24 protein-coding genes and 2 pseudogenes are annotated in these 20,945 nt (G+C 71.4%); 18 read left to right on the top strand and 8 right to left on the bottom strand.

All coding sequences use genetic code 11. From position 1 onward, the window contains the following. Positions 1-178: pseudogene (locus F8279_RS14955) on the bottom strand (ABC transporter ATP-binding protein); the annotation flags it as partial. Between the two features lie 241 nt (positions 179-419). Here F8279_RS14955 and F8279_RS14960 point away from each other — a divergent pair. The 6 genes from F8279_RS14960 to F8279_RS14985 all read left to right on the top strand — a co-directional run bounded on the left by F8279_RS14960 (position 420) and on the right by F8279_RS14985 (position 8,053). Beyond that, positions 420-968 carry a Uma2 family endonuclease gene (locus F8279_RS14960; RefSeq protein WP_151500277.1) on the top strand — a complete coding sequence of 183 codons (549 nt, stop codon included), beginning with the start codon at positions 420-422 and terminating at the stop codon, positions 966-968. A 71-nt stretch (positions 969-1,039) separates the two neighbouring features. Further along, on the top strand, positions 1,040-2,476 hold the full coding sequence (locus tag F8279_RS14965; RefSeq protein WP_151500278.1) for a TldD/PmbA family protein: 1,437 nt from the start codon (positions 1,040-1,042) through the stop codon (positions 2,474-2,476). 94 nt (positions 2,477-2,570) lie between these two features. Continuing rightward, entirely contained in the window at positions 2,571-3,974 is a 1,404-nt protein-coding gene (locus F8279_RS14970; RefSeq protein WP_091428240.1) for a TldD/PmbA family protein, read from the top strand. A 227-nt stretch (positions 3,975-4,201) separates the two neighbouring features. Further along, positions 4,202-5,023 carry a hypothetical protein gene (locus tag F8279_RS14975; RefSeq protein ID WP_091428238.1) on the top strand — a complete coding sequence of 274 codons (822 nt, stop codon included), beginning with the start codon at positions 4,202-4,204 and terminating at the stop codon, positions 5,021-5,023. A gap of 10 nt (positions 5,024-5,033) precedes the next feature. Further along, complete coding sequence (locus F8279_RS14980; protein WP_151500279.1) at positions 5,034-6,947, top strand: fumarate reductase/succinate dehydrogenase flavoprotein subunit; 1,914 nt, start codon at positions 5,034-5,036, stop codon at positions 6,945-6,947. After that, the gene (locus F8279_RS14985; RefSeq protein ID WP_091428234.1) at positions 6,947-8,053 is read left to right on the top strand and encodes a succinate dehydrogenase/fumarate reductase iron-sulfur subunit; all 1,107 of its coding nucleotides are present in this window, start codon (positions 6,947-6,949) and stop codon (positions 8,051-8,053) included. The genes F8279_RS14980 and F8279_RS14985 overlap by 1 nt, the downstream gene beginning before the upstream one ends. A 107-nt stretch (positions 8,054-8,160) precedes the next feature. Here F8279_RS14985 and F8279_RS14990 read toward each other — a convergent pair whose 3' ends face one another. Next, on the bottom strand, positions 8,161-8,547 hold the full coding sequence (locus tag F8279_RS14990) for a (deoxy)nucleoside triphosphate pyrophosphohydrolase (protein ID WP_091428231.1): 387 nt from the start codon (positions 8,545-8,547) through the stop codon (positions 8,161-8,163). A gap of 238 nt (positions 8,548-8,785) precedes the next feature. On the opposite strand from F8279_RS14990, the gene F8279_RS14995 reads away from it, so the two are divergent. From F8279_RS14995 to F8279_RS15020, 6 genes are all read left to right on the top strand, one after another. Continuing rightward, on the top strand, positions 8,786-9,094 hold the full coding sequence (locus tag F8279_RS14995; RefSeq protein WP_018784696.1) for a 4a-hydroxytetrahydrobiopterin dehydratase: 309 nt from the start codon (positions 8,786-8,788) through the stop codon (positions 9,092-9,094). A gap of 125 nt (positions 9,095-9,219) precedes the next feature. Then, positions 9,220-9,552: a hypothetical protein gene (locus F8279_RS15000; protein ID WP_091426079.1), complete on the top strand. Its 333-nt coding sequence runs from the start codon at positions 9,220-9,222 to the stop codon at positions 9,550-9,552. A gap of 93 nt (positions 9,553-9,645) precedes the next feature. Further along, positions 9,646-10,008 (top strand): PH domain-containing protein, encoded by a 363-nt coding sequence (locus F8279_RS15005; RefSeq protein ID WP_091426081.1) that lies wholly within the window; start codon positions 9,646-9,648, stop codon positions 10,006-10,008. A 22-nt stretch (positions 10,009-10,030) separates the two neighbouring features. Further along, positions 10,031-10,744, top strand: coding sequence for a vancomycin high temperature exclusion protein (locus F8279_RS15010; RefSeq protein ID WP_151500280.1), 714 nt, complete (start codon positions 10,031-10,033; stop codon positions 10,742-10,744). A 206-nt stretch (positions 10,745-10,950) separates the two neighbouring features. Further along, positions 10,951-11,682, top strand: a complete 732-nt coding sequence (locus tag F8279_RS15015) for a class I SAM-dependent methyltransferase (RefSeq protein ID WP_151500281.1) — start codon at positions 10,951-10,953, stop codon at positions 11,680-11,682. 87 nt (positions 11,683-11,769) lie between these two features. After that, on the top strand, positions 11,770-12,261 hold the full coding sequence (locus F8279_RS15020) for a GNAT family N-acetyltransferase (RefSeq protein ID WP_151500282.1): 492 nt from the start codon (positions 11,770-11,772) through the stop codon (positions 12,259-12,261). Positions 12,262-12,281: 20 nt separating this feature from the next. Here F8279_RS15020 and F8279_RS15025 read toward each other — a convergent pair whose 3' ends face one another. Continuing rightward, positions 12,282-12,713 (bottom strand): hypothetical protein, encoded by a 432-nt coding sequence (locus F8279_RS15025; protein WP_151500283.1) that lies wholly within the window; start codon positions 12,711-12,713, stop codon positions 12,282-12,284. A 110-nt stretch (positions 12,714-12,823) separates the two neighbouring features. Between F8279_RS15025 and F8279_RS15030 the strand changes: the two genes are divergently transcribed. From F8279_RS15030 to F8279_RS15045, 4 genes are all read left to right on the top strand, one after another. Beyond that, on the top strand, positions 12,824-13,183 hold the full coding sequence (locus F8279_RS15030; RefSeq protein WP_091426094.1) for a GntR family transcriptional regulator: 360 nt from the start codon (positions 12,824-12,826) through the stop codon (positions 13,181-13,183). Beyond that, a complete protein-coding gene (locus F8279_RS15035) occupies positions 13,180-14,058 on the top strand; it encodes an ATP-binding cassette domain-containing protein (protein WP_091426096.1) in 879 nt (292 codons plus the stop codon). Before F8279_RS15030 ends, F8279_RS15035 begins: the two co-directional genes overlap by 4 nt. After that, on the top strand, positions 14,055-14,750 hold the full coding sequence (locus F8279_RS15040) for an ABC transporter permease (protein WP_091426098.1): 696 nt from the start codon (positions 14,055-14,057) through the stop codon (positions 14,748-14,750). The genes F8279_RS15035 and F8279_RS15040 overlap by 4 nt, the downstream gene beginning before the upstream one ends. 156 nt (positions 14,751-14,906) lie before the next feature. After that, on the top strand, positions 14,907-15,626 hold the full coding sequence (locus F8279_RS15045; protein ID WP_225853284.1) for a DinB family protein: 720 nt from the start codon (positions 14,907-14,909) through the stop codon (positions 15,624-15,626). 28 nt (positions 15,627-15,654) lie between these two features. Here F8279_RS15045 and F8279_RS15050 read toward each other — a convergent pair whose 3' ends face one another. Next, a complete protein-coding gene (locus F8279_RS15050; protein WP_151500284.1) occupies positions 15,655-16,218 on the bottom strand; it encodes a dihydrofolate reductase family protein in 564 nt (187 codons plus the stop codon). A gap of 147 nt (positions 16,219-16,365) precedes the next feature. Between F8279_RS15050 and F8279_RS15055 the strand changes: the two genes are divergently transcribed. Then, positions 16,366-16,749 (top strand): hypothetical protein, encoded by a 384-nt coding sequence (locus tag F8279_RS15055; RefSeq protein WP_091426724.1) that lies wholly within the window; start codon positions 16,366-16,368, stop codon positions 16,747-16,749. Positions 16,750-16,770: 21 nt separating this feature from the next. Here F8279_RS15055 and ychF read toward each other — a convergent pair whose 3' ends face one another. The 3 genes from ychF to F8279_RS15070 are packed head-to-tail and all read right to left on the bottom strand — an operon-like array spanning position 16,771 to position 19,204. Continuing rightward, positions 16,771-17,856: a redox-regulated ATPase YchF gene (gene ychF / locus F8279_RS15060; RefSeq protein WP_091426101.1), complete on the bottom strand. Its 1,086-nt coding sequence runs from the start codon at positions 17,854-17,856 to the stop codon at positions 16,771-16,773. 58 nt (positions 17,857-17,914) lie between these two features. Next, positions 17,915-18,661, bottom strand: coding sequence for a peptidase E (locus tag F8279_RS15065; RefSeq protein ID WP_091426103.1), 747 nt, complete (start codon positions 18,659-18,661; stop codon positions 17,915-17,917). Positions 18,662-18,691: 30 nt separating this feature from the next. Continuing rightward, positions 18,692-19,204: a MarR family winged helix-turn-helix transcriptional regulator gene (locus F8279_RS15070; RefSeq protein WP_013475216.1), complete on the bottom strand. Its 513-nt coding sequence runs from the start codon at positions 19,202-19,204 to the stop codon at positions 18,692-18,694. Between the two features lie 92 nt (positions 19,205-19,296). On the opposite strand from F8279_RS15070, the pseudogene F8279_RS15075 reads away from it, so the two are divergent. Next, positions 19,297-20,118: pseudogene (locus F8279_RS15075) on the top strand (EamA family transporter); the annotation flags it as partial. Positions 20,119-20,291: 173 nt separating this feature from the next. Here F8279_RS15075 and F8279_RS30615 read toward each other — a convergent pair. Then, positions 20,292-20,756, bottom strand: coding sequence for a hypothetical protein (locus F8279_RS30615; protein ID WP_225853285.1), 465 nt, complete (start codon positions 20,754-20,756; stop codon positions 20,292-20,294). Positions 20,757-20,945 lie beyond the last annotated feature (189 nt).

Below are 20,945 nucleotides of genomic sequence, written 5' to 3' on the forward strand. Positions count from 1 at the left end.
ACGTGCGGCCCCGCTCCACCGCGAACGACACCCCGTCCACGGCCCGCACCACACCGTCCTCGGTGTCGAACCGCACCCGCAGATCCCTGACCTGGAGATAGGGCCCGTCGCCGGATCGCTGCTCCGGCACCTCCGGGCGGTCCGGCTCCCCGGACGGCACCGCCTCCGACCTGCCCATTGACCGCCTCCCCTTCGGTGATGAAGAGAACCTACAGCAAACCCTTGGAGGCGAAAATAAGCTACATCGAGCGGTCTGTCAGCGGTCAGAGCGTAACGACTGGGTTTCCGGTCCGCACGCCCCTCACCTGGGACATTCACGGCCGCGATTGGGCATCTCGGCCTCGTCGTCGCACCCCGGGGTGCGACCATGGTCCCGGTGACGAAGGGACCATTCCTGTCGGCACGAGGTGGAGGCGACCATGACCGCGGCGGTGTTCGGCCACGACGGCCCGTGGACCGAAGAGGAGTACCTCGCCCTCGGCGAGACGCGGCAACGCGTCGAACTCTTCGACGGGAGCCTGCACGTGACACCGGCACCGACTCCGCGGCACCAGCGAATCCAGCGGAACCTCGGCAATCTGCTAGAGGCCGCGGCCCGGCACGCCGGCCTGGAACTGCTGGAGACGGTGAACGTCCGGCTCCGGCCAGGCCGCATACCGATTCCCGACCTGGTCGTCACCGAGCCGATCGACTTCGACGAGCCGATGATCGAGGCGCGGGACGTACGGCTCGTGTGCGAGGTCATCTCACCCGGCAACGCGGCGACCGACAAGGTGCTCAAGATGCACTACTACGCCGCCGCGGGCATCGAGTGGTATCTGCTGGTGGAGCAGGAGACCGGCACCCTGCACCTCCACCAGCGGCAGGGTCGGCACTACCGGGAGGTGTCGGTGACCAAACCCGGTTCCGTGCTGGAGCTGACCGAGCCCGTCCGGGCCACGGTCCGGCCGGAGGATCTCGTCCCCTGACGGATGTCGGCCCGCTCGCCTAGGGTCGGGCGCATGAGTGAGCGTCAGCGAGCGACCCACCAGGACCGCGCATGAGCGAGTTCGACGCGGCGACCGCCGCCGTCCAGGCCGCTCTCGACGCGGGCGCCCGGTACGCCGACGCCCGGGTCATGCACCGCCGTTACGAGTCGATGTCGGCCCGCAACGGCGACATCGAGGAGCTGAGCCAGGACGAGAGCGTCGGGCTGGGCGTACGCGCGCTCGTCGGATCGGGTTGGGGTTTCCACGCCGTACCCGATCTGTCCGACGCCGCGGCCCGCGGCGCCGGCCGGCGCGCCGCGGCGATCGCTGCCGCGAGCGCGCGGGTTCCCGGCCCGCCGATCGACCTGGTGCCGGTCGAGGCGACGGTGGCGAGCTGGGCCTCGGACTGCGTCGTCGACCCGCTCGGGGTGCCGCTGTCGGACAAGGGCGACCTGCTGGTCCGGGCCACGGCGACGATGCGCGAGCACGGCGCCGACCTGGCCGAAGGGCTGTACCAGATCTGGGACACCTCGAAGTGGTTCGTCTCCAGCGAGGGTCACCGGATCGACCAGCGCATCCGGGAGTGCGGTGGCGGCATCTCGGCCACCTCGATCGGTGACGGCGAGACCCAGCGGCGGTCCTACCCGAGCTACCGCGGGCAGTACGGCACCACCGGCTGGGAGCTGGTCACCTCGCTCGACCTGGCCGCGCACGCCGCCCGGATCGCCGAGGAGTCCCGGGAGCTGCTCACCGCGCCGCTCTGCCCGGCCGGCGAGACCGACCTGATCCTCGGCGGCGAGCAGCTCGCGTTGCAGATCCACGAGTCGGTCGGGCACGCCATCGAGCTGGACCGCATCCTCGGCTGGGAGGCGGCGTTCGCCGGCACGTCCTGGCTCGACCTGGCCCGCCTCGGCTCGCTGCGCTACGGCTCGGAGCTGATGAACGTGACGATCGACCCGACCATCCCGGGCGCGCTCGGCAGCTTCGGCTTCGACGACGAGGGCTCGCCGGCGGTCGCCCGGGACGCGGTCCGCGAGGGGCGGTGGGTCGGGGTGCTCGCCGGCCGGGACTCGGCCGCCGTCGCCGGCCTGGACTACGGCGGCAGCGTACGGGCCGACGGCTGGGCCCGGCTGCCGATGGTGCGGATGACGAACGTGGGCCTGGAACCCGGCCCGCACACCCTCGACGAGATCATCGCGGCCACCGACGACGGGGTGCTGATGGACATCAACCGGTCCTGGTCGATCGACGACAAGCGGCTCAACTTCCAGTTCGGCTGCGAGGTCGGCTGGGAGGTGAAGAAGGGTCGCCGGGGGCGGATGCTGCGCAACCCGACCTACACCGGCATCGGCCCGGTCTTCTGGCGCTCGATGGACATGCTCTCCTCGGAGACTGTCGCCTGGGGCACACCCAACTGCGGGAAGGGGCAGCCCGGGCAGGTCGGGCACACCGGCCACCCGGCCGCGCCGGCCCGGTTCCGGGGCGTCCGGGTTGGGGTGCGGGCATGAAGCGGAGTGCCGGCATGAGCGAGCGCAGCGAGCGAATCGGCAGGCTCAGGGCGACGGTGCCTCATGACGGCACGGAGCGAAGCGGAGTGCCGGCATGAACGCCGAGATGGAGATCGCCGCCGGGGTGGTCGACCTGGTCCGGCACACGGCCGGTCCGGCCGCCGAGGCCGAGGTGCTGGTGACCCGCTCCGACCTGGCGCTGACCCGCTTCGCCAACTCGTTCGTCCACCAGAACGTCTCCGAGACCGGCGTCGCCGTACACCTGCGGTTGCACGTGGACGGGCGGACCGTGACCGGCAGCGGCAGCCGGATCGACGCCGACGGCCTGGCCGCGCTCGTCGAGCGGACCCGGGCCGCGGCCCGGCTCGCGCCGCCCGACCCGGCCTGGCCGGGACTCACCGCGCCGACGCCCGTGCCCGCCGGCCCGGCCGTCGACGAGGCCACCGCGTTCGCCTCGCCCGACGAGCGGGCCGAGCGGGTACGCGCGTTCGTCGCGGCGGTCGAGGGGCTGGAGGCGGCCGGTTACTGCCGCACCGCGTACCGGTCGGGGGCGTTCGCCAACTCGGCCGGGCACACGGCTGTGGGTCGGGCGGCCGAGGCGGCGATGGACGGCATCGCCCGCGCCGGTGGCGCGGACGGGGTGGCGCGGCTCTGCGCCGACCGGCTGGCCGATCTCGACGGCGCGGCGCTCGGCGCCCGCGCGGCGGCGAAGGCACGCGCCGCGGCCGACCCGGTCGAGCTGCCGCCCGGGCACTACGAGGTGGTGCTCGAACCGGCTGCCGTCGCCGACCTGCTGCAGAACCTGGCCTGGCACGGTTTCAACGGCAAGCGGTACGCCGAACGGCAGTCCTTCGCCGAGCCGGGCACGGCACAGTTCGACCCTTCGGTGACGCTGGTGGACGATCCACTGCACGCCGGCACGCTGCCGTTCGACCTGGAGGGCACGCCCCGGCGGGCGTTGCCGCTGGTGGAGGGCGGCACCACCGGCGCGGTGGCGTACGACAGGCGTGCCGGTGCCGAGGCGGGCGCCGGGTCGACCGGGCACGGAATGCCGGGCAGCGCGACGTTCGGGCCGATCCCGCACAACATCCGCCTGCTGGCGGGCACGACCGACGCCGGCGCGGCCGTCGCCGCCGGACCGGTGAGCGCGGGCGTGACCGGGGCGGTGGGCGACCCGGACACCGCCGCGCTGGTGGCCGGCATGCGGCGCGGGCTGCTGGTCAGCGACTTCTGGTACACCCGGGTGCTGGACCCGAAGCAACTCGTGATCACCGGGTTGACCCGCAACGGGGTGTGGCTGGTCGAGGACGGCGTGCCGACCCGGGCGGTACGCGACTTCCGGTTCACCGAGTCGTACCCCCGGGCGCTGGGGCCGGGCCGGGTGCTCGGCCTGGGCCGGACGGCGGTCCGCCAGCCGGGCCGCGTCGACGGTTCCTGGTACGAGACGCCGGCGCTGCGGCTGTCCTCCTGGCACTTCACCGGCGGCGCGTCCGGGTGACCCGGCACGCCGCCGGGCGCGCCACGCCGCCGGTCGGCGCACCGTTCGACCGACCCGCCACATTGATCATGAACTGACTCTTTCCAAGCTGCGGGACACACGGGACACTGCGTTGCGCGGCCGGGCCGTGAAGATCGGCGTAACGTGTGTCACTTAGCCGCACCGGTTCACCGGTGTGGCCTCGCGCGTGCGCAGGACGTGACAGTGACGTCAGGGAGATGACTCGAATGACAACTACGTCGGCCAGGACGCCGAGACCGCAGCCGCGGGGAGGGCGGGCACGCGCCGCAATCGCGGCGAAGACGTTGCGGACCGACAGATGGTGGATCGCCCCGCTGATCACAGTGGTGGGGCTCAGCGCGTGGGTCATCTACGCGACGGTCCGGGTCTTCATGCACAAGTGGTACTGGGTGGAGCAGTACCACTACCTGACGCCGTTCTACTCCCCCTGCGTCACCGACCGCTGCGTCGAGGGCTCCTCGCACTTCGGCCAGTTCCTGCCCGGCTGGTGGATCATCCCGGACGCGGCGCTCACCCTGCCGTTCCTGCTTCTGTTCCGCCTGACCTGCTACTACTACCGCAAGGCTTACTACCGGTCGTTCTGGCTGTCGCCGCCGGCCTGCGCGGTGCCGGACGGGCACCAGTCGTACAGCGGTGAGACGCGGTTCCCGCTGCTCGGGCAGAACCTGCACCGCTACTTCTTCTACGCCGCCGCGATCATCTCGCTGATCAACACCTGGGACGCGGTCCTGGCCTTCCACTCCCCCGAGGGCTTCGGCTTCGGCCTGGGCAACATCATCCTGATCGTCAACGTGGTGATGCTGTGGGCGTACACGATCTCCTGCCACTCCTGCCGGCACATCATCGGCGGGCGGCTCAAGCACTTCTCCAAGCACCCGATGCGCTACAAGGCGTGGACCGGGGTGTCCTGGTTGAACGTCCGGCACATGCAGCTCGCCTGGATCACCCTGGGCACCCTGGCGCTCACCGACTTCTACGTGATGGCGGTCGCCGCCGGCTGGATCAACGACCTGCGGTTCATCAACTGAGAGCCTGGACATGACTGAGACGCGAATCGAACGACACCACTACGACGTCGTCGTGATCGGGGCCGGTGGCGCCGGCCTGCGCGCGGCGATCGAGGCCCGGCTGGCCGGCAAGAAGACCGCGATCATCTCGAAGTCGCTGTTCGGCAAGGCGCACACGGTGATGGCCGAGGGCGGCGCCGCCGCCGCGATGGGCAACGTGAACTCGCGCGACAACTGGCAGGTGCACTTCCGGGACACCATGCGCGGCGGCAAGTTCCTCAACAACTTCCGGATGGCCGAACTGCACGCCAAGGAGGCGCCGCAGCGGATCTGGGAACTGGAGACGTACGGCGCGCTGTTCGACCGCACCAAGGACGGGAAGATCTCGCAGCGCAACTTCGGCGGCCACGAGTACCCGCGCCTGGCGCACGTCGGCGACCGGACCGGCCTGGAGCTGATCCGCACGCTCCAGCAGAAGATCGTCTCGCTCCAGCAGGAGGACAAGCAGGAGTTCGGCAGCTACGACGCGCGGATCCGGGTCTTCTCCGAGACCACGATCACCGAGCTGCTGCTCGACGGCGACCGCGTCGCCGGCGCGTTCGGCTACTACCGCGAGTCCGGCGAGTTCGTCCTGTTCGAGGCGCCCGCGGTGGTGCTGGCCACCGGCGGCGTCGGACGGTCCTACAAGGTCACCTCGAACTCGTGGGAGTACACCGGCGACGGCCACGCGCTGGCGCTGCGCGCCGGGGCCACGCTGATCAACATGGAGTTCCTCCAGTTCCACCCGACCGGCATGGTCTGGCCGCCCTCGGTGAAGGGCATCCTGGTCACCGAGTCGGTACGCGGCGACGGCGGCGTGCTGAAGAACTCCGAGGGCAAGCGGTTCATGTTCGACTACGTCCCCGACGTGTTCCGCAAGCAGTACGCGGAGACCGAGGAGGAGGCGGACCGCTGGTACACCGACCCGGACAACAACCGGCGCCCGCCGGAGCTGCTGCCCCGCGACGAGGTCGCCCGCGCCATCAACAGCGAGGTCAAGGAGGGCCGGGGTACGCCGGCCGGCGGCGTCTACCTGGACATCGCCTCCCGTAAGTCGGCCGAGGAGATCCGCCGCCGCCTGCCGTCGATGTACCACCAGTTCAAGGAACTGGCCGACGTCGACATCACCAAGGAGCCGATGGAGGTCGGCCCGACCTGTCACTACGTGATGGGCGGCGTCGAGGTGGACCCCGACTCCGGCGCGGCGTACGGCACGGTGCGCGGGCTCTACGCCGCCGGTGAGGTGTCCGGCGGCATGCACGGCTCCAACCGGCTCGGCGGCAACTCCCTGTCCGACCTGCTGGTCTTCGGCAAGCGCGCGGGCGGGCACGCCGCCACGTACACCGATCAGCTCACCACCCGCCCGGCGGTGTCGGTCGCGGCGGTGGAGGCCGCCGTGGAGACGGCGCTGGCGCCGTTGCAGCGGGACACCGGGGAGAGCCCGTACCAGCTCCAGCAGGACCTCCAGGTGGTCATGGGCGACCTGGTCGGCATCATCCGGCGCGAGGGCGAGCTCGCCGACGCCATGCGCAGACTGGCCGAGCTGCGGGAGCGGGTGGCGAAGGTGAGCGCGGCCGGCGGCCGGCGCTACAACCCGGGCTGGCACCTGGCGCTGGACCTGCGCAACATGCTCGTGGTGTCGGAGTGCACCGCGATGGCGGCACTGGAGCGGCAGGAGTCGCGCGGCGGGCACACCCGGGAGGACTACCCGGCGATGGACCCGAAGTGGCGGAGCGTCAACCTGGTCTGCTCGCTGGACGGGGACGCGGTCCGGCTCACCCACAAGCCGCTGCCGAAGATGCGGCCGGAGCTGATCGGGCTGTTCGACCGGGCCGAGCTGGCCAAGTACCTGACCGACGAGGAACTCGCCGAGTTCGACGCCCTCACCGAGGAGGCGAACAACTGATGGGAAGTAAGCGCCAGTTCCGCATCTGGCGGGGCGACGAGACCGGCGGGGACCTGAAGGACTACACGGTCGAGGTGAACGAGGGCGAGGTGGTCCTCGACGTGATCCACCGCCTCCAGGCCACCGAGGCCCCGGACCTGGCGTGCCGGTGGAACTGCAAGGCCGGCAAGTGCGGCTCCTGCTCGATGGAGATCAACGGCAAGCCGCGGCTGGGCTGCATGACGCGGATGTCGACGTTCGAGGAGTCGGAGACCGTCACTGTCACCCCGTTGCGTACCTTCCCGGTGATCCGGGACCTGGTCACCGACGTCTCGTTCAACTACGAGAAGGCCCGGGAGACCCCGGCGTTCGCGCCGCCGGCCGACGTGGCGCCCGGCGACTACCGGATGCAGCAGGTCGACGTCGAGCGCTCGCAGGAGTTCCGCAAGTGCATCGAGTGCTTCCTGTGCCAGAACGTCTGCCACGTGATCCGTGACCACGACGAGAACAAGCCGGCGTTCTCCGGCCCCCGGTACTTCATCCGGGCGGCCGAGCTGGACATGCACCCGCTCGACGCGCGCACCGACCGCCGGGAGTACGCGCAGTCGGACATGGGGCTCGGATTCTGCAACATCACCAAGTGCTGCACCGAGGTCTGCCCCGAGCACATCAAGATCACCGACAACGGGATCATCCCCATGAAGGAACGGGTCGTCGACCGCAGGTACGATCCCCTTGTGTGGCTCGGTAACAAGATCTTCCGGAGGGGTCAGGTGCCTCAGACCAGCGCGACCAGCGGGCATTCGAGTGGTGCCGTCACGTCCGGAGGGGCGCACGGCGGGGCGCACGCGCACGGCGGCGGTTCGCACGCCGGCGGGGTGCACTCGCACGCGGGCGGCTCGCACGACAGCGCCGCCGAGCGTCAGGCGCAGCAGGGCGTCAACTGGCACCGCGAGGTGCCGCACCCGACCGCCCCGGCGGTGGACGCCAACGGCAAGCTGCCGCTGACCGAACTGACCTTCAACAAGGCCGCCGCGCCGTCGCCGTTCGGCGACGACGTGACGTTCCCGCTGCCGCCGGAGCACCTCAACTTCGCCCACCCGCAGCAGGACGAGCCGAAGCACTGAACAGCAGCACGACGATGACGGGGGCCAGCGGCACACGCCGCGGGCCCTCGTCCCGTTTCCGGCAGGCTGTCCGGTTCGCCGGACGGCCCGGCTCGCGCCGCGGTCGTTCAGGGGGTGTCGAGCAGGGGGCGAAGCGCGGCCACGATCGGCACGTCGGCCGGCAGCCAGTCGACGCTGTCCAGCTCGGCGGCGGACAGCCAGCGCAGCTCGGCGTGCTCCAGGGCCTTGGGCTCGTCGCCGTGCAGCAGGCGGGCGGCGTAGACGCGCAACACGGACCGGCCGTGCGCCATCCGTACGTCGCGGCCGACACGCGCGCCGACCGCCACCCGTACGCCCAGTTCCTCGACGCACTCCCGGGCCAGCGCGTCGGTCTCGGCCTCGCCCGGCTCGACCTTTCCACCCGGGAACTCCCAGCGCCCCGCCACCTCGGGAGGCGCGGAGCGCTCGCACGCCAGCACCCGGCCACCCTCGATGATCGCCGCCCCGACAACCACCCTCGGGTCCCGCCGGTCGGCCTGCCCGCTTCCGCTAACCCGTTCGGTCCGCACGGGCCACCAGCGTGCCAGATCAATCGGCGGTTTGGGTAGCTGCGTCGGCCGTCAGGTCAGCAGAACACGGAAGTGTGGGCGTGGACACACCATCTGAGTGGCGAGAGACTAGAGGGCGTCGACTGGGACACGGGATGGCGACGATTTGGCCACAAGCCGGCAACGACGCCTGGGAGGTGCGGTGATGCGCGTGCTGTTCAGCGGCCGGGCGAAGCACGACTACCTCAGCGACGCGCTAGCCCTGCTGTCCGGATGGACGCGCGAGGGCGAACAGATCCGCCGCACGATCGTCCTCGACGACACCCAGCACGCCGCGCTCACCGAGCGGGTGGCGGTGGTTGCCGACGCGCTGCGGCTGCGCCCCGAGATCAGCCGCCGGGCCGACCGTACCCAGATCAGGCTCGGGCACGGCGACGGCGAGCCGCTCACCGAGGGTGAGGTGCTGCTGGCCGCGCGCATCGAGGACGCGGTCCGCGCGGTCACCGAACCCTGACACTCCCTGAGAGATCGCTGAGGATCCGGGGTTAGGAAACAAACCTGAGGGTAGGACATCCGGTAACGGGAGGTACAACGCTCCCGAAGTAGACGGATTGTGCGATAACCCCTTAGGAGCTGACCATGGCGACGCCCACCGCGGCCACCGACCGATCCACCGACCACGGGCACACCGGCCACGTCGACCGCGACGTACGGCACACGCGCCGGCACGGCGAGGAGACCAAGCCGGCGTGGAAGACCACCGAGCTGGCGGTCTACGTGCTCGCCGTGATCGGTGTCCTGATCGCCTCGAACGCCGTCGGCGACGGCGCGGCGGACAACGGCGCCGACTACTTCGCCGCCGACAAGGCGTGGTGGTACATCACCCTGCTGACCATCGGTTACCTGGTCAGCCGGGGCCTGGCCAAGGCCGGCAGCCGCAGCCGCGACCACGACCCGCGCGTCGACCACTGACCCCTGTACACGCTTGCGGCCCCGTCCCGGTGGACGGGGCCGCAACTGTGCGGGGCGCGTGAGAACTGGCACGCCCCGCCTACCCTCGGTTGCATGTCTGGCCCCACGTACGACCGCAAGGAACAGTTCCAGCAGATCGAGAGCGGGTTGCTGCCCGGTGAGCAGATCATCGCCGTCTACGACGCGGTGGGCACCGGCACCGGCTTCATCGGCCTGACCGACCGGCGCGTGATCATCCAGGACCGCTCCTTCGTCGGCAAGCGGTACGCGATCACCAGCATCCCGTACTCGAAGATCACCAGCGTGAGCGTGGTGAGCAACAAGTCCTGGGGTGGCTCGTTCTTCTCCACCGGTTCGATCGCTGTGCACGTCGGCACGCACACCTACGAGGTCGAGTTCCGGGGCGCGCAGAAGAGCCACCACGTGCACAACGTGATCCTGCACCACATCTCCTGACCCGCCTGGCACAATCGCCGCCATGCGAGGGCTGACGGCGCGGTGGCGGGCCTGGCGGGGTGACCATCGGCGGGCCGTACGCCTGCTCCGCCGCCTCCTGGTGCTCGCCACGGCCGCCGTGGTGCTGCTGGGCGCCGCCACGCTCGCCAGCGTGACCTGGGTCCGCGACGCCGCCGAGGGCCGCGTGTTCGCCGCCGCGGACGTGCCCGAGACGCCGGTGGCCCTGGTGCTGGGCACCAAGGTGGAGCCGGACGGCACGCCGGCGCCGTTCCTCGCCGGCCGGCTGGAGATCGCCCGCCAGTTGTACGCGAGCGGCAAGGTCAAGGTGCTCCTGCTCTCCGGCGACCACATGGACTGGGACTACGACGAGCCGGACGCGATGCGGCGCTGGCTCGTCGAGCGGGGCGTCCCGGCGGAGAAGACGGTGCTGGACCACGCCGGCTTCGACACGTACGACTCGTGCGCCCGCGCGCACCGCGTCTTCGGGGTCCGGCGAGCCACAGTGGTCACCCAGTCGTTCCACCTGCCGCGCGCGGTGGCGCTGTGCCGCGACGCCGGCATCGAGGCCGTCGGCGTCGGCGACGACACCGCCCGCCGGTACGCCGACCAGTGGCGGATCAGCTCCACCCGGGAGTACGGGGCGTGCGTGAAGGCCGCCGTGGACGTGCTCACCGGGCGGGACCCGGTGCACCTCGGCCGCCGGGAGACCGGCGTGGACGACGCGCTGCGGGCGTAATCCGGTTGTCCCCGAGCACGGCCGCTGGTCTGCTGAACCCCTCGAAGCCGACCGGAGGGAGCACCGCCATGCCGAACGCTGCGAAGCCCAGCCGACCCGTCGTCACCTCATCCGAAACGAGGCTTCGTCTTGTCGTACCCCATTTCGGCGCAGGTCACTGACCTCGCGCCGCGTCGCGTACCTTCCGCCCGGCGGGAGGGCGCGTGATGTCCGTCTTCGACGATCCCGGCCTGTTCGGCCGGCTCTGGGCCGCCACCTACGACGGCCCCGGCAATCCCGACCCGGCCCCGGCTGTCGACTTCCTCGCGCCGCTTGCCGAGGGCGGCCCGGTGCTCGAACTGGCGGTCGGCACCGGCCGGGTGGCCCTGCCGCTGGCCGCCCGCGGCCTGGCGGTGGAGGGCGTCGAGGCGTCCCCGGAGATGGTCGCGCACCTGCGCGCCAAGCCGGGCGGCGCCGACATGCCGGTCACCGTCGGCGACATGGCGGACGTCCCGGTCGCCGGGCCGTACCGTCTGGTCTTCCTGGTGTTCAACACGCTGTTCAACCTGGTCTCCGAGGAGCGCCAGGCGGCGTGCTTCCGCAACGTCGCCCGGGTGCTCGCGCCCGGCGGGGCGTTCGTCATCGAGACCTTCGTGCCCGACCCGGCGGACTTCGACCGGGACGAGCAGGTCCAGGTGCGGGAGGTGACCGAGGACTCGGCCACCATCCGCATGCACCGGTACGACCGGGCGGCGCAGACGTTCGTGCGCCAGACCGTCACGTTCGACGCCGCCGGCGTGCACCTCAAGCCGTTCGCCATGCGGTACGCCTGGCCGGAGCAGATCGACGAACTGGCGGAGCGGGCCGGGCTGCGGCTCGCCGAGCGGTACGCCGACTGGGACCGGACGCCGTTCGACGCGGACAGCCGCGCGCACATCTCCGTCTACCGGCGGCGGTAGCGCTCAGATCGAGGGGCCGGGCATCCCGTCCCGGCCCCTCGGTCGCGCGACTACGCTGACGACCGCCGGGTCCGGACAGGAGAGCCGATGACAGTCACCGTCGCCGCCATGGACGACTCGCACGCCGACGCCGTGCTGGAGATCTACCGCCTCGGCATCGCCGAGGGCAACGCCACGTTCGAGACCGCGCCGCCGGACTGGGCGCGCTTCACCGCCACCCGGCTGCCCGGCCACCGCTGGGTGGCGCTCGACGAGGCGGGCGACGTGCTCGGCTGGGTGGCCTGCTCGGCCGTCTCCGACCGCTGCGTCTACGCCGGCGTGGTGGAGCACTCCGTCTACGTGCACCCGCGGGGGCGGGGGCGCGGGGTCGGGCGGGCCCTGCTGGAGGCGCTGATCGCCTCGACCGAGGCGGCCGGGATCTGGACCATCCAGTCCGGTGTGTTCCCGGAGAACACCGCGAGTCTCGCGCTGCACGCGACGTGCGGCTTCCGCGTCGTCGGCACCCGCGAGCGGGTGGGCCGCCACCACGGCACCTGGCGAGACGTGACCCTGATCGAACGCCGCAGCCCCGAGATCTGACCCCTTGATCACCGGGTCGGTCAGGCGCCGATCAGGTGACGGCGCACCAGGGCGTCCCCCTCCAGGACCAGGTCGACCATCTGCCAGAACTCGGGGAGCCGGGGATGGGCCAGGCCCTCCTCGCGGCCGAGCTTGCGGCCGAAGATCGGGCTGTCCCCCGCGACCTCACCACCGTTGACGAGCGTCGCGGCCGGCCCCGGCGAGCCGGCCACCGGCCCGACCCGGCAGCCGAAGGTGACGTGGTCGTCGAAGTCGTCGCGGCCCCAGCTGCCCAGAATCGCGTCGATCCAGACCTCGTGCACGCCGTCGTGGTGGTAGCAGCTCGCGAAGTAGACGGCCGCCGTCGCGTCATCGGCGCGGATGTCCGCCCAGGTCCGCTCCGCGGCAGTGTCGCAACAGCCGCAGACGAACTCCCGTACCTGGCGCGTGCTCTCGTCGATCCTCAGTGTCACGGCGCGAACCCTAGCGAGCCGCGGGCGTACGCGTGTGCCCCGAGAGGACTTGACGTCCACGCCCAGCGGTGCAATGGTTAGTTACATGAGTAATGAACCAAAGAACCGAGATGGATGACGGCCGGCCGATCTTCGTCCAGATCGCAGAGCTGATCGAGAACTCGATCATCGACGGGACGTTCGCGGAGGAGACCCAGGTGCCGTCGACGAACGAGCTGGCGGCGTTTCACCGGATCAACCCGGCGACCGCCGCCAAGGGGATCAACCGCCTGGTCGATGACGGGATTCTCTACAAGCGCAGGGGGATCGGAATGTTCGTGGCAACGGGGGCCGTCGAAACACTCCGGGAACGCCGCCGGCGCGAGTTCTCCGACCAGTACGTGCGGCCCCTCATCGAGGAGGCACGCAAGTTGGGCATCGGCACCGAGGAGCTGAAGAAGCTCATCGAGACAGGGGAGGAACAGCGATGAGCGTCGTGGCGGCAGCCGGCCTCACGAAACGGTTCGGTGAGGTGACCGCTCTCGACGACGTCACCTTCACCTTGACAGGTAACAAGATCTACGGCCTCCTCGGCCGCAACGGCGCCGGCAAGACGACGCTGATGCAGCTGATCACCGGCCAGAACGGCGGCATCAGCGGGGACCTCACGCTCTTCGGCGAGCGGCCGTACGAGAACGAGCGGGCACTGTCGCGGGTGGTCTTCATCAAGGAGAGCCAGACGTACCCGACGGCCTATCAGGTCCGGCACGTCATGAGTCTGGCGAGGCGCCTGTTCCCGAACTGGGACGAGGACTTCGCGCAGTCCCTCCTGGACGACTTCGACCTGCCGCGCAAGCGCAACGTGCGCAAGCTGTCCCGCGGCATGCTGTCCGCGCTGGGCGTGACGATCGGCCTGGCCGCACGCGCGCCGCTGACCTTCTTCGACGAGCCGTACCTCGGTCTCGACGCGGTCGCCCGGCAGCTCTTCTACGACCGGCTGCTCGCCGACTACGCCGAGAACCCGCGCACCGTCGTGCTCTCCACACACCTCATCGACGAGGTGGCCGACCTGATCGAGCACGTACTCCTGCTCGACCGCGGCAAGCTGCTGCTCGACGCACCCAGCGACGAGCTGCGCGGCGAGGTGATGGAGGCGTCCGGCCCGGCCGCCGCGGTGGACGAGTTCGCCGCCGGGTACCGGGTGCTGCACCGCGAGCAACTCGGCGGCGCGGTCCGCGCGTCGCTGCGCGGGTCCTTCGACGACGCCGAACGGACGCGCGCCAAGAAGCTCGGCATCGACCTGGCACCGGTGTCACTCCAGCAGGCCGTGGTGCGCCTGACGACGGAAAGGACGAACGCGCGATGACTCGTATCCTCGACGTCGCCCGGATGCACACCATCGCCTGGGTCGGCCAGCTCGCCTGGCCGTGGGGCATCATGGCCCTCTCGCTCGGCGTCAACCTGCTGATCTTCGCCTCGATCGACGAGGCCGCGCCGGGCAAGAACACCACAGGTGGTCTGGCCAGCCTCTACATCGTCTGCTCGATCGTCGCCGCCGCCTCGATCAGCCAGGTGTTCCCGTTCGCGCTCGGCATGGGCGTCACCCGGCGCACCTTCTACCTCGCCACGGTGCTCGTCAACGTGGTGCAGGCGGTCGCCTACGGCGTCCTGCTCTACCTGCTCAACCTGATCGAGGGCGCCACCGGCGGCTTCGGGATCGAGCTGCGGTTCTTCCGGATCCCGTACATCGACGTCGACAACGGGCTGCTGCAGATCGCCGTCTACGCGGTGCCGTTCCTGTTCCTGAACTTCCTCTCCATCTTCGTCGCCGTCTGGTACGTCCGGTTCGGCATGAACGGCCTGCTCGGGGCCGGCGCGGCCCTGATCCTGGTGACCGGTCTGCTCGTCGCGTTGATCACCTGGCAGGGATGGTTCGGTGACATCTGGCAGTGGCTGAGCAGCCAGCACCAGATCAGCCTGCTGGTGGGGTGGCCCGCCCTGATCGCCGCGGTGGCCGCGCTCGGGGGGATGGCGGCCATCCGCCGGGCGAACGCCTGACGACAGGCACGGGTGGCGGTCGCCGGTCCGCGCGATGCGGGCTGGCGGCCGCCACACTTATGTTCCGGCGGCCGACAACTTCGCCCGGTCGCATCGGCAGTCGTTGTCGGACCCGCTCGCTAGCATTGCCGCGATCGCCGACGAGAGGGGTGCGCCGTGGCCCAGAGCGACCTCACGACGTTCGTGGACAGGGACCTGCAAGGCGCGCGCTTCACCAGGTCGACGCTGGCCGGGGCGGTGATGCGCGGCGTCGACGTGCGCGGGCTCGACATCGATGCGCCGTGGCTCACCGACGGCGCGCTGCTGGTCAACGGTGTCGACGTCGTGCCGCTCGTCGAGGCCGAACTCAACCGGCGGTTCCCCGGGCGCGAGCTGAGGCATGCCGAGGATCCCGATGGCCTGCGCGCGGCGTGGGCGGCGCTCGAACGGGCCTGGGCGGCCGCGGTCGACCGGGTCCGGTCCATGCCCGACGGAGCCGCCGACGTCTCGGTCGACGGCGAGTGGTCGTTCGCGCAGACCCTGCGCCATCTCGCGTTCGCCACCGACGCGTGGCTCGGCAGGGCGATCCTGCGACTGCCGCAGCCCTTCCATCCGCTCGGACAACCGCACGCCGAGTACGAGACGGACGGGTTCGACATGTCCGTCTTCACCACGGCGCGGCCGAGTCTCGACGAGGTGCTCGAACTGCGTGCCGGGCGGCAGGCCATGGTCCGGGCTTTCCTCACCGCCGTCACGCCGGAGTTGCTCGCCGAGCCCCGGCCGACAGCCTGGTCACCCGAACACGAGGCACCGGTCCTGCACTGCCTCCACGTGATCCTCGACGAGGAGTGGGAGCACCTCCGGTTCGCACTGCGCGACCTCGACGCGCAGGAGTGACGCCGGGGCTCCGTGTGGAGGCGGGCACTCAGCGCCTGGTCTCGTACCTGGTGAGGAGCACGCCGCCCGGGAACGTCCGGGTCTCCCGCAGGGCCAGGTTCACCCAGTTGTCCAGGGCCGTGAAGAACGGCTTACCGCCACCCACCAGGACCGGATGGGTGACGAGCACGTACTCGTCGATCAACCCGGCCCGCATGGCCGCCGCGGCGAGGGTGGCGCCGCCGATGTCCATGGCGCCACCCTCCTCGGCCTTGAGCCGGGTGATCTCGGTGACCGCGTCGCCGGTGACCAGGCGGGTGTTCCAGTCGACCGGCCTGGTCGTCGAGGAGAACAGCACCTTCGGCATGTTCCGCCAGCGGCGGGCGAACTCGGCATGCGCCGGTGTGACGCCCGGCTGCTGGTCGGCGGTCGGCCAGTGGGAACTCATCGCCTCCCACAGTCGCCGGCCGTACAGCGCCGTGCCGGTCGCCCCCACCCGGTCGGACCAGAATTGGAACAACTCGTCGCTCGGCGCACTCCAGCCGAGGTCGTCACCGGGCGCGGCGACGTAGCCGTCCAGGCTCAGGCTCATGGCGAAGGTCAGTTTGCGCATCGTGCCAGCCTCCCGTGGGTCGGTGCTCGACGTACAGACCAGCACGGCGCCGGGAAACCATCGGCAGGCCACACCGAGAGCCGGTCCGCTGTCTCGGGCTCGCTTCGCGGGTAGCGCCGGTCGACCAACTCGGGGATGATCATCCTCATGTCGGAGCAGGACCTGGCCGGAACCTGGCGTCGCATCATCCGAGGGGACAGCAAGTCCTGGGTGGTGTTCGCCCACGGCACCTGCGTCGTGCTACCAGACCCCGGACCCGGCGTTGACCTCGCCGCTCAGGCCGTCGACATCCTGCGCGAGTACGGGCCCGTCCACGCCGGCTCACCCGCTGGAGATTTCGGCACCGTCACCCTCGATCCCGGTCCCGGATGGGTGGTCTACGGCCACCACAACGACGTGCTGACCTACGTGGGACCCGACGAGATCTCCGACAGCAGCGACCTCGCTGTCGGTCTGTACGGACGCCGCAAGCGAGACCAGGACGGCCACGAGCTCGACGTCGTACACGTCGAGGACAAGCGGCCCCGGTGAGTCAGGGCCGCGCTTCCGCCGTCAGACGTTGAAGCGGAACTCCACCACGTCGCCGTCCTGCATGACGTACTCCTTGCCCTCGATCCGGACCTTGCCGGCGGCCTTGGCCGCCGCCATCGATCCGGCCTCGACCAGGTCGGCGTAGGAGACCACCTCGGCCTTGATGAAGCCGCGCTGGAAGTCGCTGTGGATCACCCCGGCGGCCTCCGGCGCGGTCGCGCCGACCGGGACGGTCCAGGCCCGCGCCTCCTTGGGGCCGGCCGTCAGGTACGTCTGGAGCCCGAGCGTCCGGAAGCCCACCCGGACCAGCTGGTCCAGGCCCGGCTCGGACTGCCCGATCGACTCCAGCAGCTCGCGGGCCTCATCCTCGGGCAGGTCCACCAGCTCGGACTCGATCTTGGCGTCCATGAAGACCGCCTCGGCGGGCGCGACCAGGCCGCGCAGCTCGTCGAGGAACTCCGCGTTGCCCAGCTCGGCCTCGTCGACGTTGAAGACGTAGATGAACGGCTTGGTGGTGAGCAGGTGCAGCTCACGCAGGTGCTCCAGCTCGACCTTCGCGGCGGCGGCACCCGCGTACAGCGTGACGCCGTTGTCGAGGACCTCGACCGCCTTCTTGGCTGCCTCGACGGCGGCGGCCCGGTCCTTGCGGAGCTTGGCCTCCTTCTCCAGCCGGGGCAGCGCCTTCTCCAGCGTCTGGATGTCGGCCAGGATCAGCTCGGTGTTGATCGTCTCGATGTCGTCGGCCGGGGAGACCTTGCCGTCGACGTGCACCACGTTCGGGTCGGAGAAGGCGCGCACCACCTGGCAGATCGCCGAGGCGTCGCGGATGTTGGCGAGGAACGCGTTGCCCCGGCCCTGCCCCTTGGACGCGCCCCGGACCAGGCCGGCGATGTCGACGAACGAGACGGGCGCCGGCAGCACCTTCTGCGAGGAGAAGATCTCGGCCAGCTTGGCCAGCCGATCGTCGGGGAGCCCGACCACGCCGACGTTCGGCTCGATGGTGGCGAACGGGTAGTTCGCGGCGAGCACGTCGTTCTTGGTCAGCGCGTTGAACAGGGTGCTCTTGCCAACGTTGGGCAGGCCGACGATGCCGATGGTGAGACTCACGACGAACCAGCTTACGCGCCTCGCCGCCACCGCCGGGCAGGCAGGTGCGCGAAGCCGGTCACTGCGGCGCGGCGGACAGCAGGCGCGGTTCGATCCGGGTCTCCCGGGCGGTGCCGTCCTCGGCGCGGACCAGCTCGTACGCGGCCACGCCGGGCCGGTCGGCCACCGCCTCGGCCAGCCGGGTGCCCCGGTAGATCAGCCCCACGCCGTCGTCGGTGCAGTGGCTCGCCGGCAGCGTGCCGTCGGCGACCAGCCGGTGCATCAGCGGGCGGCGCTGCTCCTCGCTGTCGTAGTGCACGCCGTTGCCGTACGGGAGCCAGCCCAGCCCTTCGGTGAACGGCCGCAGCGTCGGGCCGTAGCTGTCGGTGGCGCCGCCGGTGTGCCAGCAGATCGAGCCGGCGGAGACCCCGCCGAGCACCACTCCGGCCTGCCAGCACTCGTGCAGGATCTCCGGCAGGCCGTGCACCCGCCAGACCGCGCAGAGGTTCGCCACGCTGCCGCCGCCGACCCAGATGATGTCCTGCGCGAGCAGGTGCGCGCGGATGTCCTCGACGTTGGGCATCGGGTAGAGCGCCAGGTGGGAGGCGCGGAACCGGGTGCCGGCGAAGGCGCCGTAGAAGACGGTGAACCCGGTCGGCTGGTCGCCGGTGGCCTGGCCGAGGTAGCAGACGCGGGGCGCGTCACCGGCCCCGGCCAGCTCGGCCATCAGGTCGAACAGGGCAGTGGGCCGGGCGTCCCAGGGGCCACGGCGACGGCTGGCGAAACCCATGCTGGTGGCGACGATCGTCGGTTCGGTGGCGGGCACGGTTGTCCTTCCGGGCGGTGGCGGTGCCGATCATTGTGCCGGATCCGCAGGCCCTGCCTCGGCCGCCGCGAGCAACGCGCGCAGCAGATCGGCCAGCCGGTCCTGGTCGGCGGGCGGCAGCGCGTCGAGGATCCGCCGCTGCACCGCGAGCCCGGCCTCGGCCGATTCCTCCACCACCCGGCGGCCGGTGTCGGTGAGCGTCACACGCAGCGCCCGCCGGTCGGCCGGGTCCGGTGAGCGCCGCACCAGGCCCGCCCGTTCGAGCCGGTCGAGCCGCCCGGTCATGCCGCCGGAGGTGAGCATCAGCGAGGCGGCGAGCGCCTTCGGCGCCAGCGTGTACGGCGAGCCGGAGCGCCGCAGCGCTGCCAGCACGTCGAACTCGCCCCGGCCGATGCCCCAGCCCGCGTACACCTTCTCCTGGCCGTCGCCGACCAGCCGGGCCAGCCGGTAGATGCGGCCGAACACGGCCATCGGCTCCGGTCGCATGCCGGGCCGTTCCCGCCGCCACTGCTCGACGATCGCGTCCACCTCGTCGCCTGTCACGGCTGCTGATTGTGCCGCACGTCCCACTTCCGCTTTTCGCTCGAGGCTGATTAGCTTAGCGCTAAGATACTTAGGGCCAAGAAGAGGATGCCATGGACCGCCGCTGGACCGACGTCGCGCTCACCGCCGCCGCACCCGTCACCTGGGGCACCACCTACCTGGTCACCGCCGAACTCCTTCCCCCGGACCGGCCGCTCTGGGCCGGGGCGATCCGCGCCCTCCCGGCCGGCCTGCTACTGCTCGCACTGACCCGCCGACGACCACACGGCCTCTGGTGGGGGCGAACCGCAGTGCTCGGCGCGCTGAACATCGGGGTGTTCTTCCCGCTGCTGTTCCTCGCCGCGTACCGGCTGCCCGGCGGCACCGCCGCCGTCCTCGGTGCCACGCAGCCGCTGCTGGTGGCGGTGCTGACAGTCGCGCTGCTTCGCGACCGCCCCACCCGGCCGGCGCTGGTCGCCGCCGTGGCCGCCCCGCTCGGCGTCGCCCTCGTGGTGCTGCGTCCGGGCGCCGGCCTCGACCCGCTCGGCGTCACCGCCGGACTGGCCGGCGCCGTGGCGATGGCCGCCGGGCTGGTGCTCACCCGCCGCTGGGGCCGGCCGCCCGGAGTGGGCGTCCTCGCCGCGACGAGCTGGCAGCTCGTCGCCGGCGGCCTGATGATCGTGCCGGTCGCCGCCGCCGTCGAGGGCGCGCCGCCCGCGCCCGACGGGCCGGCCCTTCTCGGGTACGCGTGGCTCGGGCTGGCCGGCACCGCCCTGGCGTACGTGCTGTGGTTCCGTGGCGCGGCACGACTGCCGGTGTCCCGCGTGTCGGTGCTCGGCGCGTTGAGCCCGCTCACCGCGGCGGCGCTCGGCTGGGTGGTGCTCGGCGAGGCGCTGGACCCGGTCCAGCTCACCGGTTTCGCGGTGGCAGTGGCGGCGATGGTGCTCGCCCAGATGCCGGACCGGTCGCCGCGCCCGCAGCCGGCCGGCGACGCGGACAGCCCGGCGGCGGCGCTCGCCGGCACGTCGGCAGGCGGCGTGCGCAGCCTGCCGACGACGCTCGCCGGCACCCGGCAGGGCAGCGGGAGGGCGGCCTGGTGGCTGCGCGGTCAGCCGGCCCGTAGCCGACGCCAGTCGTCCGGCCACGCGTCGGCGGCGACGCCCTCGGGCAGCACACCGGCCGGTAGCTGCGCCGCGGCCGCGAGCGGCAGCGTGAACCGGTGCGCGGCGGCGGGCCCGGCCGCGTACGACCGGTCGAGCAGCCACCGCACCTCGTCGGCGGTCCAGCCCAGGCCGGAACGGGCGGCGATCTCGCGGACCAGCCGCAGGCCGACCCGGGTGTCGTCGTCGTAAAAGCGCATGCACCAGTGATGCGCCCACATGCCGAGCGCGCGCAGCCCGTCCGGGTCGAGGGAGCCGGCCAGCCGCCCGCAGGCGGTGTCCGCGAAGGGGCGACCGGGGTCACCGGCCCGGTCGCGCTCGATCGCGCCGTAGGCGGCCGGCGCCACCACCCGCATCCGCTCGTAGAAGCCCTCCACCACCGCGGCGTCCAACGGTGCTCGCCCCGATCGCATCAGCGGACACCCCGCCCGGCCACGCTCGCCATGCCCCGCACCTCTTCTTGAGTTGGTGGCGGGACGCTACCGACCACTTACGACACTTTCTCGGGTCCGTCGGCCATGATCCACGCCACCTCGCCGGAGTGGCGGTGTCCCGGGAAGCGGGATGCCGCCACTTCCCCGAGCTGGCGCGACTGCCGCACG

It is taken from the genome of Micromonospora sp. AMSO1212t, assembly GCF_008868145.1.
Classification (GTDB): domain Bacteria; phylum Actinomycetota; class Actinomycetes; order Mycobacteriales; family Micromonosporaceae; genus Micromonospora; species Micromonospora tulbaghiae.